Source organism: Pseudomonas sp. IT-P44 (genome assembly GCF_949768225.1).
Lineage (GTDB): Bacteria > Pseudomonadota > Gammaproteobacteria > Pseudomonadales > Pseudomonadaceae > Aquipseudomonas > Aquipseudomonas migulae.
In genome coordinates, this window is record NZ_CATKQM010000010.1 from 52,091 (window position 1) to 65,567 (window position 13,477).

The 13,477-nt window shown below is 59.3% G+C and carries 14 protein-coding genes; 9 read left to right on the forward strand and 5 right to left on the reverse strand.

Going from position 1 to position 13,477, the window contains the following annotated elements; all coding sequences use genetic code 11:
- Positions 1–54: 54 nt before the first annotated feature.
- The gene (yrfG, locus tag ACM6IO_RS05485; RefSeq protein WP_414911099.1) at positions 55–717 is read left to right on the forward strand and encodes a GMP/IMP nucleotidase; all 663 of its coding nucleotides are present in this window, start codon (positions 55–57) and stop codon (positions 715–717) included.
- A 125-nt stretch (positions 718–842) separates the two neighbouring features.
- Here yrfG and lysM read toward each other — a convergent pair whose 3' ends face one another.
- On the reverse strand, positions 843–1,283 hold the full coding sequence (gene lysM / locus ACM6IO_RS05490; protein WP_414911100.1) for a peptidoglycan-binding protein LysM: 441 nt from the start codon (positions 1,281–1,283) through the stop codon (positions 843–845).
- Positions 1,284–1,418: 135 nt separating this feature from the next.
- Here lysM and ACM6IO_RS05495 point away from each other — a divergent pair, with 135 nt between their 5' ends.
- From ACM6IO_RS05495 to ACM6IO_RS05510, 4 genes are all read left to right on the forward strand, one after another.
- The gene (locus ACM6IO_RS05495; protein WP_008025038.1) at positions 1,419–2,306 is read left to right on the forward strand and encodes a LysR family transcriptional regulator; all 888 of its coding nucleotides are present in this window, start codon (positions 1,419–1,421) and stop codon (positions 2,304–2,306) included.
- A 95-nt stretch (positions 2,307–2,401) separates the two neighbouring features.
- Entirely contained in the window at positions 2,402–3,241 is an 840-nt protein-coding gene (fdhD, locus tag ACM6IO_RS05500; protein WP_192226757.1) for a formate dehydrogenase accessory sulfurtransferase FdhD, read from the forward strand.
- Positions 3,238–5,586 carry an FdhF/YdeP family oxidoreductase gene (locus tag ACM6IO_RS05505; protein ID WP_008025041.1) on the forward strand — a complete coding sequence of 783 codons (2,349 nt, stop codon included), beginning with the start codon at positions 3,238–3,240 and terminating at the stop codon, positions 5,584–5,586. The genes fdhD and ACM6IO_RS05505 overlap by 4 nt, the downstream gene beginning before the upstream one ends.
- A 351-nt stretch (positions 5,587–5,937) precedes the next feature.
- Positions 5,938–6,423 (forward strand): glycine zipper domain-containing protein, encoded by a 486-nt coding sequence (locus tag ACM6IO_RS05510; RefSeq protein ID WP_008025043.1) that lies wholly within the window; start codon positions 5,938–5,940, stop codon positions 6,421–6,423.
- 70 nt (positions 6,424–6,493) lie between these two features.
- On the opposite strand, the gene ACM6IO_RS05515 is transcribed toward ACM6IO_RS05510, so the two are convergent.
- From ACM6IO_RS05515 to ACM6IO_RS05530, 4 genes are all read right to left on the reverse strand, one after another.
- Positions 6,494–6,925 carry an acyl-CoA thioesterase gene (locus ACM6IO_RS05515; RefSeq protein ID WP_192226755.1) on the reverse strand — a complete coding sequence of 144 codons (432 nt, stop codon included), beginning with the start codon at positions 6,923–6,925 and terminating at the stop codon, positions 6,494–6,496.
- Positions 6,926–7,099: 174 nt separating this feature from the next.
- A complete protein-coding gene (locus ACM6IO_RS05520; protein ID WP_414911101.1) occupies positions 7,100–8,326 on the reverse strand; it encodes a 3-hydroxyacyl-CoA dehydrogenase NAD-binding domain-containing protein in 1,227 nt (408 codons plus the stop codon).
- 238 nt (positions 8,327–8,564) lie between these two features.
- Positions 8,565–10,499 (reverse strand): ATP-dependent DNA helicase RecQ, encoded by a 1,935-nt coding sequence (locus ACM6IO_RS05525; RefSeq protein WP_414911102.1) that lies wholly within the window; start codon positions 10,497–10,499, stop codon positions 8,565–8,567.
- Between the two features lie 313 nt (positions 10,500–10,812).
- Positions 10,813–11,316 carry a hypothetical protein gene (locus ACM6IO_RS05530; RefSeq protein WP_008040133.1) on the reverse strand — a complete coding sequence of 168 codons (504 nt, stop codon included), beginning with the start codon at positions 11,314–11,316 and terminating at the stop codon, positions 10,813–10,815.
- 297 nt (positions 11,317–11,613) lie between these two features.
- Here ACM6IO_RS05530 and ACM6IO_RS05535 point away from each other — a divergent pair, with 297 nt between their 5' ends.
- The 4 genes from ACM6IO_RS05535 to ACM6IO_RS05550 all read left to right on the forward strand — a co-directional run bounded on the left by ACM6IO_RS05535 (position 11,614) and on the right by ACM6IO_RS05550 (position 13,400).
- The gene (locus tag ACM6IO_RS05535) at positions 11,614–11,889 is read left to right on the forward strand and encodes a hypothetical protein (RefSeq protein WP_008025051.1); all 276 of its coding nucleotides are present in this window, start codon (positions 11,614–11,616) and stop codon (positions 11,887–11,889) included.
- A gap of 420 nt (positions 11,890–12,309) precedes the next feature.
- Positions 12,310–12,606: a hypothetical protein gene (locus ACM6IO_RS05540; protein ID WP_414911103.1), complete on the forward strand. Its 297-nt coding sequence runs from the start codon at positions 12,310–12,312 to the stop codon at positions 12,604–12,606.
- 84 nt (positions 12,607–12,690) lie between these two features.
- Entirely contained in the window at positions 12,691–13,014 is a 324-nt protein-coding gene (locus ACM6IO_RS05545; protein ID WP_414911104.1) for a YhfG family protein, read from the forward strand.
- A gap of 32 nt (positions 13,015–13,046) precedes the next feature.
- Positions 13,047–13,400: a DUF1493 family protein gene (locus ACM6IO_RS05550; protein WP_414911105.1), complete on the forward strand. Its 354-nt coding sequence runs from the start codon at positions 13,047–13,049 to the stop codon at positions 13,398–13,400.
- Positions 13,401–13,477 lie beyond the last annotated feature (77 nt).

Here is a 13,477-nt window from a genome sequence, read left to right on the forward strand (position 1 = left end):
GCCTATCCTGATTGTTGACCTCGGATATCTCTTTTACCGCTGGAGAAGTTTTTTATGTCCCTGCTGCCCTGGCGAGACATCGACACCGTTCTGCTCGATATGGACGGCACGCTGCTGGACCTGCACTTCGACAACCATTTCTGGCTGGAACACTTGCCCCAGCGTTACGCCGAATTGCACGGGGTGAGCCGGGCCATGGCCGAGATGGAATTGCAGCCGCTGTTTGAACGCCATGCCGGCCAGTTGCAGTGGTATTGCCTGGATTTCTGGAGCGCCGAACTGAAGCTGCCGGTGCGCGAGCTGAAACTTGAAACCGCACACCTGATCGCGTTGCGCCCGGACGCGGATACGTTCCTTGCGGCGATCAAGCAGGCCGGCAAGCGGGTGGTGATGATCACCAATGCACATCGGGATTCGCTGTCACTGAAACTGGAACGAATTGAACTGGCGCCGTATTTCGAGCGGTTGATCAGCTCGCATGATTACGGTTTTCCCAAAGAGAATCCGCAGTTCTGGCAGGCATTGCAGACGGATATCGGGTTTGATCCGGCGCGCAGTCTGTTTATCGACGATACGTTGTCGATCCTGCGCAGTGCGCGGGATTTTGGGGTCGCGCATTTGTTGGCGGTGAAGGAGCCGGACAGCCGCAAGGGGCCGAAGGACACGGCGGAGTTTGCGGCGGTGGTTGATTATCGGGAGTTGATTGCGGGGCTTTAGACCGAGTCGCCTGCATCGCCAGCAAGCCGGCTCCTACAGGATTGAGTCGTACACACTATTTGTGAACGACACAAAACCTGTAGGAGCGAGGCTTGCCCGCGAAGGCCATAACGCGGTCTTGCGCCCTACTCAGGAATCCGCAACGACTGCCCCGGATAAATCTTGTTCACATCCTTGAGCATCGGCTTGTTGGCCTCAAAGATTTTTTGATACTTGTTGGCATCGCCATACACGCGCAATGAAATCGCGCTAAGGGTGTCGCCCTTCACAACCGTGACAAATTTCGCGGCGACGACCACAGGCCCGGTCACCGTAATCTGATCATCCACGCTGCCGACACCGGCGATATTGCCCACGGCCAGCAGGATTTTTTCTTTCTCTTCCTGGGTCGCCACCTCACCGGTCACCGTGACTTTGTCGCCATCGACCGTCGCCTGCACATTCGGATTGCCCAGGCCGACCTTGCTGATGTGTTCCTTCAACTGCTCGCTGGCATTGGCGTTACCCGGCGTCAGCAAATCGATAAGCTTTTCGCCTGCTTCCTTCACAAAGCTAAAAATACTCATGGTGCACTCTCCTTGGTTTTTGGTTCCAGACGCAAAAGCCTAGACCAAGGTTGCAACACCCGGTTCCTACCCGACCAATGACGCCGCTTGCCCCCAGGCGCTAGAATCCCGGCCTACCCGCGCCCTGGAGCGAAGATGGACATCAAGCAGCTGAAATTCCTCATCGCCCTCGACGAAACCCGGCATTTCGGTCAGGCCGCTGCACGTTGTCACGTCACTCAGCCGACCCTGTCCATGCGCTTGCGCAGCCTTGAGGAAGAACTCGAGTTACCGTTGGTCAACCGTGGCCAGCGCTTCGAAGGCTTCACCGCGCCGGGCGAGCGGGTGCTGGCGTGGGCGCGCACGGTGCTCGCGGCCTACGACGGCTTGCAGGCCGAAGCCGCCGCCTGTCGCGGTAACCTGGTCGGTACGCTGCGTCTGGGCGTGGTGCCGTTGTCGAGTTTCGACCCGCTGCCGCTGCTGCAACGCTTGCACGGCGAACACCCAAACCTGCGCTTCGAACTCTCGGCGCTGAGCTCCGAACAGATCCTCGAACAACTGGCGAACAATCGCCTGGATCTTGGCGTGTCGTACCTGGAGCGTCTGGACGCCGAACGTTTCGATTCCCTGGCGTTCAGCGAAACCCGCATGGGCCTGCTCTACGACCAGCGCTTCTTCACGTTCGGCGAGGCGCCGCTGAGCTGGGAGTCGCTGATCGAACTGCCACTGGGCATGCTCACCAGCGGCATGCATTTCCGCCAGTCCATCGACCACAATTTCCACAGCCGCGGCCTTACTCCGCAGCCGTTGTTGCAAACCGATGCCGTGCATCAACTGTTACAAGCTGTTCATGGCGGGTTGTGTTGCGCCGTGATGCCGCTCGAAGGCGGCCTGGAAAACCTGACTGACCATCTGCGCCTGCAACCGATCGAAAACGCCCAGACCCTCGGCCGGCTGGGGCTGATCATGCGGCGCAGCGCACCGCGCTCGGCGTTGGCGGAGGCCTGTTTCGCGATCTATCAACAATCAATGACAAGCTCTTGATCGACGCCATCTATCGGCAGATCAGTAATAGCGATTAGACGCGACAACTTGTCGCGCATAGGCTTAAAGCTGACTAAACCGTCGGTGATGCCCCCATGAACGCCAAGCGTCCTGTTTGCGCGGCGCCAGCCCTCGAAGCGCCCGCGCCCGCCGCCAGCCAAACGTACAGTTACAGCGATTTTCAATACACCGAATCGGCCAGCACCGCGCTCGCCGAGGAAGTTGCGTTGGCGATTGCCTATAACGGTATCAGTCAGGCAGTGATGCTGGTGACGCCGACGGACCTGGAAGACTTCATCGTCGGTTTCAGCCTCGGCAGCGGCATCATCGAAGACGCCTCCGACATTTATGACCTGCAACTGAGCGGTTCGGGGTCGGCGCAGTACGCGCAAGTGACCATCGCCAACCGCGCCTTCTGGAACCTCAAGCAACAGCGTCGGCAACTGGCCGGCACCAGCGGTTGCGGGCTCTGCGGCGTGGAAGCGGTCGAGCAGGCCTTGCCGGACCTCAAAGTGTTGCCCGGTGCGCCATTGCCGCCCGCCGAATGGCTCGACGGTTTGCGCCAGCGTATCGGCGCGTTCCAGCCACTCGGCCAGCATTGCGGCGCGGTGCATGCGGCGGTGTTCATGAACGCTCATGGCGAATTGCTGCTGGGCCGCGAGGACATTGGCCGGCACAACGCGCTCGACAAGCTGATTGGCGGGCTGATCCGGCAAAAGATCCCGACCACTGGCGGCCTGGCGATTGTCACCAGTCGTTGCAGCCTCGAATTGATCCAGAAAGTACTGCGCGCAGGCATCCAGACCCTGGTCAGCCTGTCGTCGCCCACGGGCCTTGCCGTGCAATGGGCCCGTCGTCACAACCTGAACCTTATCCATCTGCCACAGAAGAATGCGCCGCGGGTCTACAGCCCGGCTTTGGAGAATCAAGCGTGAGTCAACACCGTCAAGCCGACCAGAAACCCGTCCCCCGCTACAAGCCCTACAAGGGCCCAGCCGGTGGCTGGGGCGCACTGATCAGCGTCGCCCAGGCCTGGTTGACCAGCGACAACGCGCTGAAAAACCTGCGCATCATGCTCAAGACCAACCAGAACGGCGGCTTCGACTGCCCGGGTTGCGCCTGGGGCGATTCGCCGGAAAAGGGCATGGTGATGTTCTGCGAGAACGGCGCCAAAGCGGTGAACTGGGAAGCGACCAAACGGGCCGTTAACCCGGCATTCTTCGCCAAACACAGCGTCACCTCGCTGCTGGAGCAAAGCGATTACTGGCTTGAATATCAGGGGCGCCTGACCGAGCCGATGCGCTACAACGCCGAAACCGATCGCTACCAACCGATCAGCTGGGATGAGGCCTTCACCCTGATCGCCAAACATCTGCGCGGTTTGTCGAGCCCGGACCAAGCCGAGTTCTACACCTCGGGACGTGCCAGCAACGAAGCGGCTTTCCTCTATCAATTGTTCGTGCGCGCCTACGGCACCAATAATTTCCCCGACTGTTCGAACATGTGCCACGAGGCCAGCGGTGTCGCGTTGGCGCAGAGCGTTGGCGTCGGTAAAGGCACCGTGACCTTCGACGACTTCGAACACGCCGATGCGATTTTCGTCTGGGGCCAGAACCCCGGCACCAACCACCCACGGATGCTCGAGCCGCTGCGTGAAGCCGTGAAACGTGGCGCGCAAGTGGTGTGCATCAACCCGCTCAAAGAACGCGGCCTGGAACGTTTCCAGCACCCGCAACACCCGATCGAAATGCTCACCAACGGCGACAAACCGACCAACACCGCCTATTTCCGTCCGGCCTTGGGCGGCGACATGGCGGTACTGCGCGGCATGGCGAAATTCCTGCTGCAATGGGAGCGCGACGCGCAGAAAGCCGGTGAGCCTGCCGTGTTCGACCACGACTTCCTCAATGAACACAGTGTCAACGTGCTGGAGTACCTGGGTACCGTCGACGATACGCCGTGGGAGCAGATCGTCGAGCAGTCCGGCCTGACCCTCGTGGAAATCGAGCAAGCGGCGCGCATGTATGCCAAAGGCAAGAACGTGATCATGTGCTGGGCGATGGGTATCACCCAACATCGCCATTCGGTCGCGACCATCCAGGAAATCGCCAACCTGATGCTGCTGCGCGGCAACATTGGCCGCCCCGGTGCCGGCCTGTGCCCGGTGCGTGGCCACAGTAACGTGCAGGGCGACCGCACGATGGGCATCAACGAGCGTCCGCCGGTGGCGTTCCTCGACTCCCTGGAACGTCGCTTCCAGTTCAAGGTGCCGCGCGAAAACGGTCATAACGTGGTCGAGGCGATTCATGCCATGGCCGAAGGTCGTGCAAAAGTGTTCATCGCTCTGGGCGGTAACTTCGCCCAGGCCACTCCGGACAGCACGCGCACCTTCCAGGCTCTGAGCAACTGCGACCTGACCGTACAGATCAGCACCAAGCTCAACCGCAGCCATTTGGCTCACGGCAAGGAAGCACTGATCCTGCCGTGCCTGGGCCGCACCGACATCGATATCCAGACCGAAGGCCCGCAAGCGGTGACCGTGGAAGATTCGTTCAGCATGGTCCACGCCTCCAACGGCCAGTTGCAGGCGTTGTCGAACCAGATGCGCTCCGAGCCTGCGATCATCGCCGGTATCGCCGCCGCGACCCTGGGCAGCAAACCGGTGGACTGGAACTGGCTGGTGGCCGATTACTCGCGCATCCGTGACCTGATTGCCGATACGATTCCGGGCTTCAAGGACTTCAACGAGAAGATCAAGAATCCGGGCGGCTTCTACCTCGGCAACAGTGCCGGTTCCCGTCGCTGGAACACCGCGTCGGGCCGGGCGAATTTCCGTGCGAACGTCCTGCCCAAGGACCTGGTGCACGAGCGCACGCGCTCCACAGGCGTGTTGCCGGACCTGATCATGCAGTCGATGCGTTCCCACGATCAGTACAACACCACCATTTATGGCCTCGACGACCGTTATCGCGGCGTGAAAGGTCAGCGTGATGTGTTGTTTGTGAACGAGGCGGATATTATTCGACTGGGGTTCAAACCGGGGCAGAAGGCTGACATCGTTTCGATCTGGGATGATGGCCGTGAGCGTCGGGTGAAAGGCTTCACACTGCTGGCGTTTGATATTCCTGCGGGGCAAGCGGCGGCGTACTACCCGGAAGTGAATCCGCTGGTGCCGCTGGAGAGCACTGGGGATGGCAGCCATACGCCGACGTCGAAGTTTGTGGCGATCCGGTTGGAAGCGGCGAGTGAGATCGGGTTGATTTTGGCGAAGTCTGCTTAACTCGGCAGCAGGTCTGGCCTCTTCGCGGGCAAGCCTCGCTCCTACAGATCAGTAGTGATCTCACGGTCACGGCAAAACCTGTAGGAGCGAGGCTTGCCCGCGAAGGCATCCGACACGACTACACCTGTATCCGCACCGCCCGATTACTTTCCAATCGCCCACAAAAAAGGCCGTTTTTTCACAAAAACGGCCATTCCGAAGTAGCTAAAGACCGGCGAAAAACACTTAAGTTCCAGCTAAAAAACAGTAACTTATAGAAATGTGCTGAAGTCGTGTTACTCGTCGGATTTCGATTGTCAGCCTTACGACACAGCCTCAGGATCGCGCCGTCATCCCCTTGAGGTTCCTCAAATGAAGTTCTCCTCGATTCTCTTGTTGTCCCTTGGCCTGGTCAGTGGCTTCGCTTCTGCCGGAGGCACCACCGAAGCAGGTGTGGGCGGCGCATTGGGCGGGGTTTTGGGCTCGGTCGTCGGTCAATCGCTAGGCGGCAACACAGGTTCAACCATTGGCGCGGCCCTGGGCGGCGCGGGTGGTAGCGCAGTCGGCGCAGACAAACGCAGCCGTGGCGAAGCGGCCATTGGCGGTGCGTTGGGCGCAGCAGGCGGTAACGTGGTCGGCCGCAGCATGGGCGGCACCACCGGCAGCCTGATCGGCTCCGCAGCAGGCGGCGGCGCCGGTGGCGCGCTGGGTAACTACATGGGCAACAAAAGCGATGATGATGACGATGATCGTCGTTCCTATCGCGGTCATGGTGATCGTCGCTATTACCGGGATGACCATCCGGGTCGCGGCCATGCTTATGGCCACCGCAAGCACAAACATCGCTATCACGACTGAGGCTTGAATCGCCTCGTTTACCGGTAGATCAAAAAAATCGCAGCCCAAGGGCTGCGATTTTTTTTGCCCCTCAAACCACCAATCGCTCCAGCGCACCGCGCAACCCGGCAGGAATCGCCACGGGCTGATTCGACACCCGATCCACAAACACATGCACGAAACGCCCCGCGGCGCAGGCTTCGTCTTCACCGGCCTTGAACACCGCCAATTCGTATTGCACCGAGCTGTTGCCCAACTTACCCACGCGCAAACCGATCTCGATCCGGTCGGGGAAAGCGATTGAAGCAAAATAATCGCAAGCCGAACTCACCACAAAACCCACGACTTCGCCGTCATGAATATCCAGGCCGCCGACTTCGATCAGGTAGGTGTTCACCGCCGTGTCGAAGAAGCTGTAGTAGGTGACGTTGTTGACGTGACCGTAGGCATCGTTGTCGTGCCAGCGCGTGGTGATGGGCTGGAAGTGCGGGTAGTCGGTGCGTTGGGGCATGGGGTTGGACATCAATGGTGGTTCCTTGAGCTGGATGGCCAGTCTAAGGTTAAAACCGCGTAATCGTTCTTCGCGAGCAAGCCCGCTCCCACATTTGATCTTCACGCACATAGAATTTGTACACGACGCAAATCCAGTGTGGGAGCGGGCTTGCTCGCGATGAGGCCATCAGAGGCACTATTTCAATCAACGGTCGGAAAACCCCTTGCCCACCGCCGCCAACTCCCCAATCAACCGCGCCGGCTGCCAGTGGTCACCCTGTTTGGTTTCCAGCTGCAGTAGCCGCTGATGAATATCCGTCAACCCCTGCTGATCCGCCCAGGCCATCGGCCCGCCCTTGTCCGCCGGAAAACCATAACCGTTGAGGTACACCAGATCGATGTCATGCGCCGACGCCGCAATCCCTTCCTGAAGAATCTTCGCCCCCTCGTTGACCAGTGCCAGCAAGCAGCGCTCCAGAATCTCCTCAGGCCCGATCTCGCGACGCTGGAAACCCAATCCTTCGCTGACCTTCAGCACCAGCGCATCCACCTGCACATCGTGCTCAGCCTGGCGACTGCCCGCTTCGTAATGGTAATAACCGTTGCCACTCTTCTGCCCGAAACGGCCCAGTTCGCACAGACGGTTATCCACTTGAACCTGCGGCGCATCCTGCCCTTTGCCCGCCAGCTCCCGAGCCCGCCATTCGAGGTCGATACCAACCACGTCGTACATGCGGAACGGCCCCATGGCGAAACCGAACCCCTGCAACGCCGCATCCACCTGATAGGGATAAGCGCCTTCAAGCAGCATCTTGCGTGCTTCCAGCACGTAGGTTTTGAGCATGCGGTTGCCAATGAAGCCCTCGCAGTTGCCCGACACCACGCTGACCTTGCCCATGCGCTTGCCCAGGTCCAGCGCAGCTTCCAGCACCGCCGGTGAAGTCTGTGCGCCACGAACGATTTCCAGCAGTTTCATGATGTGCGCCGGGCTGAAGAAGTGCAGGCCCAGGACTTGTTTCGGGCGGCGGGTGGCGGCGGCAATGGCGTCGATATCCAGCGCCGACGTGTTGCTGGCCAATATGGCTTCGGGCTTGAGCAGGCCATCCAGCTCGCGGAAGATTCTCTGCTTGAGCTCGAGGTTTTCGTAAACCGCCTCGATCACCAGATCGACCTCGCGGATCGCTGCGTAATCGGCAGCCGCCGTGACCCGTGCAATGCGCGCATCCGCTTCAGCCTGATCAATCCGTCCCTGCCGCACGTTGTGCGCGTAGGTCTCAGCCACGGTGGCCAGTGCCTGCTCAAGCATCTGCGGATTGTTATCGACCCACTGCACCGGCACCCCGGCATTCGCCAGGCACATGACAATGCCACGGCCCATGGTACCCGCACCGATGACGGCAGCGCGCTGAATGTTGAACGGTGTCTGGCTCATGGTTGTTCTCTTATTGGCGATCCAAAGACAGACCCCACCATAGTCAGCCACCCGGCTTTTTTGAAATTTATTCCTGTGATGGGGGACATTCAGCGGATGGATGCACGTCCGCCAGACACTGACATCCCTGTAGGAGCGAGCGGTGCGACGATTCGACTTGCCCGCGAAGGCGTCCCCGAGGTCACCGCAATGGCTGATGGCCTAATCGCCAGCAAGCCGGCTCCTACAGGGGTACGGTTCAGCCTGAGAGGTGTTGCTCAACCCAAGTCCGTACTTCGCCATACGGATACTCTTCCAGCGCCGCAAACCCCGGAATCGACCGAGCCTTGAGCTTGGTGAACAGCGGCACACTGATCCCGCACAGAAACCGTGTCACCCGCTCAGCGGGAGGAATGCTGCCGGTGTGCTGCTCGTGCCTGTGGATAAAACCACCACACAGGGCCTCGAAGTTTTTATCCACAAGCGTCGGCAACTCCGGCGGTGCGGGCAGCCGCGCCACGTGCCCGTGACACACCGAACAATGCCCGCACTGCTGCGGCGAGTTTTCGTCACCGAAGTATTCGGCCAGGCGATTACCCAGGCAGTGGTCAGTGGCGAACAGGTCCAGCATGGCGTGAATCCGCGCGATCTCGGTGCGTTCGTGCCGGGTGAAACAATCATGCAGTTCGGCACTCAGCGCCTGAATATCGAACTCCGTTTGCAGCAGGCTGTAGACCTCGGTCATCTGCTTGCTTTCCAGCTCGACCCAACCCTTTTCCTGGAAGTAATCCAACGCCTTGACCACCCGATTGCGCTCGGCTTGATGCTGCTCGTACAGCGCATCGAAGTTCACCGTCGCCCAGGTCCGCGCACGGTTGGAGGTCTGGATGATGGCCGCGACGAAATCCCTGCGCTCGCCCTCGAAGCGGGCGAGCAAGTCTTCCGGCTCCAGCAAATACTTGAAGCGATATTCAGCGTAATAGGCGTAACGCGGGGCGATGATCCCGCGCAGCTCCAATTGCACCAGCAAGGTCTTGAGCGGCAACTGGCGAATGTTGCTCTGATCGGCCAACGGCCCTAGCAGAAATTCCCAATGCCCCTCGGGCACGGCGGCTTGCAATTCGTCGAGCACATGACGAATGCCTTCCAGCTCCGGCGTGTCGCCGTAGACGAAATTTTCCAGCACGTTGAGGCTGTCGCGGTTGGCCAGTACCAGGCAGTCCGATGGCTGCCCGTCACGCCCGGCGCGACCGATTTCCTGGCTGTAGTTTTCGATGGATTTGGGCAGGTCGAAATGCACCACATTGCGGATGTCGCTCTTGTCGATGCCCATGCCGAAGGCGATGGTGGCGACGATGCAATTGGACTGGCCGCCCATGAAGCGTTTCTGAATGGCTTCGCGTTGTTCGTGGGGCAAGCCGGCGTGATAGGCCTCGGCCTGAATACCGTTGCGATTCAAGTGTTCGGCGATGTGTTCAGCGGTTTTCTGCAGCGTGACGTAGACGATGCTCGGCTGGTTGGGACGCTCGCTCATCCATTCGACCAAGCGTCGCCGTTTGTCCTGACCACGCACCGGTTCCACCAACAAGTTGAGGTTCGGCCGGTAGAAACCGGTGGTCACCACGTCATGCGGGGCAATGGCGAATTTCGCCTCCATGTCGGCGATCACTTTCGGGGTCGCGGTGGCGGTCAGCAACAGCGCTTGAGGAATGTTGAACTGGCGTTGGTAATCCGGAAGTTTGAGGTAGTCGGGGCGGAAGTTATGGCCCCACTCCGAGATGCAATGCGCCTCGTCCACCACCAGCAGCGAGATGGGCACTTGCTGCAAGAAATTGCGGAAGCGCTCGTTCTTCAGGCGCTCCACGGAAATCATCAGAATCTTCAATTCGCCGGACTTGGCGCGGGCCATCACGTCACCGGCGTCATCGCGGCTTTGAGCCGAATCGATACTGCCTGCCGAAATGCCATGGCGCTGCAGAAACGCCAATTGATCCTGCATCAACGCGAGCAGCGGCGAGACCACCAGCGTCAGGTGCGGCAGCAACACCGCCGACATCTGGTAACACAGGGACTTGCCTGAACCCGTAGGGAAAATCGCCGCCGCCGAGCGCCCGGCCATCACCGCGCTGACCACCGCCTCCTGGCCGGGTCGAAACTGTGGATAACCGAAAACCTGTTCCAGGGTGTTGTGCATAAGCTGTCACTCCGTTGACCGCTGCGAAGCCCAAAGCCTAGCCGGTGATCGCAGCGAGTCGAGAAAAGGTCGGGGGCAAAAACGATACGGGATGATACAGCGGATGGCGCAGGGGGATTGCTGGGTTTGAGGACTGTAGTGGCTGACAGATCGCTTTCGCGAGCAAGTCGAATCGTCGCACCGCCGCTCCCACAGTTGATCGTCAGTGAACCCGGATTTTGTGTACGACCCAAGTCCCCTGTGGGAGCGGGCTTGCTCCGGGCGGCGTTCCGACGAAGAGGCCAGCAAGATCACCACAAAAACACTGACGAGCTCAGGGCACCAACACCGCCACCCGCAGCTGTTCATTCAACATCTGCTCATGAAACACCTGGCTCTTGCTCGCCCACACCGCATGGGCCGGGCTGATTTCGCCGGTGAACGCCGCCGCCAACTGACGCAAATCAGCGACGCTTCGTACACGCGGGCAGAACGGTTCGCCGTCGCAGTTCTGACTGGCGTTGCGGTAGGTGGTCAGCAACCGATCCCACAACCCGTCACGCACTTGTCGCACAGACTTGAGCTTCAATGCCTGCACGCCCAGACGCTGTTTCAGCCCCTGTTCGTCCAGCGATTCGCTGGCCAGCAACGCCTTGCCGAACATCAACACCTCCGCACGGGACGCGGTGTCCATGTTCGCCTGCGTGGTGAGGGCATCCGGCCAACCGGTGCGGGCCATGTTGGCCAGCATCATCGAACTGCCAGCGTCGGCCGCGCCCGTCAAACGACAAACACCCGCCCACAACAACAAAACCGAGGCCATACGTAGCCACTGCATACCTAATTCCCTTTAAGTGCCTAACCAGGCATTTTCGAAATGCCCTACAGATTCTGGCGCGCACCATACAGAGGTTTACTGCGTCGCGCCTGATAAACACGTAGGAAATTTCACCAGTAGGGGTTTCGGTGAAAAAAACCTCGGGAATCACGTAGGGCCAATGCCCGAAGACCAGTAAATCCCCTACACATTCTGTCGATTGCGGCTGTATTGCCGCAGCCCGCCGTCCCCTTCATAGTTTTCGGCGCGGCTGAAACAGTGTGTCGGCCTGCTCGACTTCCCAAAGGACTGCCCCCGATGCAAGACCGCTACCGCCCCCTCAAAAGCAGCTACAGCGACACCCCGGTCCTGGTCATCGACACCGAGGCCGACCCACACGAAATCCTCGACGCCGCCCGCCAACGCATCCACGCCGCCAGCGACCTGCTCGAAACCCTGTATTGCCTGTGCTTCAAACAAGCAGATGCAAGCGACATCCCCAACATCGTCAACGCCCTCTACCTGCTGACCCAGGACGGCAACGAACTCCTCGACATCGCCCGCCAACGCCTCCCAAAGCTCACCGCCGGCTAATGCCCCCAGCCCCTCTGTAGGAGCGAGGCTTGCCCGCGAAGAACGATAACGCGGTGAACCTGACTAAAAACTTCAGCTGGAGATAACTCCGTAGGCAACGCCCTATCAAAGCTTCATCCCGGTCCTACAACACAAGACACCTTGTCGCCTATCGCCAACCGGTGGCTCGCACCTATAGTCGGACCGTCGCTGCCAATTCAGCGACTCAGGTTTGGTCACCTGAATTTGAGAGAAAACTTATGCATGCCCTTGTATGCTGCCGACTTCTTTTGTGTCGGCACGCTTTATGGCGGCTGTGTTTGGGACGCTTCTGCGTACCCGGGTTTTCTCTCCCTGGTTGACCAACCTGAACACAGTCCGCCACCCATCGTTTGGTCACGATAGTGGCGGGTCTTCAGCTACATAAAAGAGAAAATTCAAATGAATACCTGGAACCCGCTCACCGATCGCTACCGCCCACTCCAAACCAACCTCACCGATTCCCCACCCCTGATTATCGACACAGAAGCCAACCCGCAAGACATCCTCGAAGCCGCCCTCCAGCGCATCCGAGCCTCCAGTGAGTTGCTCCGAACCCTGCATTGCCAAACCTTCGAGCAAGGCGATCTAGAAGACATCCCCCACATCACCCACGCGCTCTACCTTCTGACCCAGGACGGCTGCGACCTGCTCAAAGTCGCCCAACAACGCATGATGGGCTGGAAAGCCCCTGCCTGACGTCGAGTGAACAGATCGTTCTCATGCTCTGCGTGAGAACGGTCAAACCGCGCTGAATGCCGCCATCGAACACCGGAGATAACCATGAGCAAATTGTTTGATGAGCTGATGGAAAGTGTGCAACAGACGAACGAGATCCTACGGGGCGAACGTCAGCCTTCCCGGGAGTACAACGTTGATGCACTGACGATGGTGATGAGTGAATTAACCTTTAATCAAAAACAAGCGCACTACGAAAAAGTCCGCCGCTCAAACTACCTGGCGAGCCTGCGTCTGGCAGGCTTCGACACCTCACCGGCAGATCTCACCAAGCCGCTTCTGACACGAGAAGAAGCACTCGCAAAATACCGACAAGACAAACTGCAACAGTTTGCTCCCGTTCTTCCCAGCGAGCCTGACGACCAATAAGATCCGCCCAAGCCGAATCGGACGTCCCCGCAATGAACCTCGCCCCCAACTTCCCCGACGATCACGCCATGCACCTGCTCATGCAGCTGCTGCACGAAGAACTTGGTCTGCCCGAACGCAAAACCATCAGCCTCACCACCTCGATCAACTTCGACCTAGGCTGCGACGGCGCTGACGCCCGGCATTTGATGGAGGCGCTGGAAGAACAGTTCGGGGTCGACTTCGTGGACTACGATGCCTATCGCTACTTTCAGCCGGAAGGGTTTGATGTGTTCTTGAAACGCAGAGCAAAGGGTCGCGGCGACAAGGTCCCGTTGACTATCGGAATGCTTTACCGCGCGATCAAAGCGCAACGCTGGGATACGCAGGAACTGGGAAACCAATAGAGCACATGCCGTGCCTGTAACGCCTCGCATATCTGCAATTATTCTGGCGATAGCACCTCAAAAGTGAAGGAATATTG

Excerpts from the sequence above, each read along its gene's own strand:
- ACM6IO_RS05530 (WP_008040133.1), bottom strand. The coding sequence starts at position 11,316 with ATGCAGTGGCTACGTATGGCCTCGGTTTTGTTGTTGTGGGCGGGTGTT.
- ACM6IO_RS05540 (WP_414911103.1), top strand. The coding sequence starts at position 12,310 with ATGAATACCTGGAACCCGCTCACCGATCGCTACCGCCCACTCCAAACC.
- yrfG (WP_414911099.1), top strand. The coding sequence starts at position 55 with ATGTCCCTGCTGCCCTGGCGAGACATCGACACCGTTCTGCTCGATATG.
- ACM6IO_RS05495 (WP_008025038.1), top strand. The coding sequence starts at position 1,419 with ATGGACATCAAGCAGCTGAAATTCCTCATCGCCCTCGACGAAACCCGG.
- ACM6IO_RS05550 (WP_414911105.1), top strand. The coding sequence starts at position 13,047 with ATGAACCTCGCCCCCAACTTCCCCGACGATCACGCCATGCACCTGCTC.
- ACM6IO_RS05545 (WP_414911104.1), top strand. The coding sequence starts at position 12,691 with ATGAGCAAATTGTTTGATGAGCTGATGGAAAGTGTGCAACAGACGAAC.
- ACM6IO_RS05525 (WP_414911102.1), bottom strand. The coding sequence starts at position 10,499 with ATGCACAACACCCTGGAACAGGTTTTCGGTTATCCACAGTTTCGACCC.
- ACM6IO_RS05515 (WP_192226755.1), bottom strand. The coding sequence starts at position 6,925 with ATGTCCAACCCCATGCCCCAACGCACCGACTACCCGCACTTCCAGCCC.
- ACM6IO_RS05535 (WP_008025051.1), top strand. The coding sequence starts at position 11,614 with ATGCAAGACCGCTACCGCCCCCTCAAAAGCAGCTACAGCGACACCCCG.
- fdhD (WP_192226757.1), top strand. The coding sequence starts at position 2,402 with ATGAACGCCAAGCGTCCTGTTTGCGCGGCGCCAGCCCTCGAAGCGCCC.
- ACM6IO_RS05520 (WP_414911101.1), bottom strand. The coding sequence starts at position 8,326 with ATGAGCCAGACACCGTTCAACATTCAGCGCGCTGCCGTCATCGGTGCG.
- lysM (WP_414911100.1), bottom strand. The coding sequence starts at position 1,283 with ATGAGTATTTTTAGCTTTGTGAAGGAAGCAGGCGAAAAGCTTATCGAT.
- ACM6IO_RS05510 (WP_008025043.1), top strand. The coding sequence starts at position 5,938 with ATGAAGTTCTCCTCGATTCTCTTGTTGTCCCTTGGCCTGGTCAGTGGC.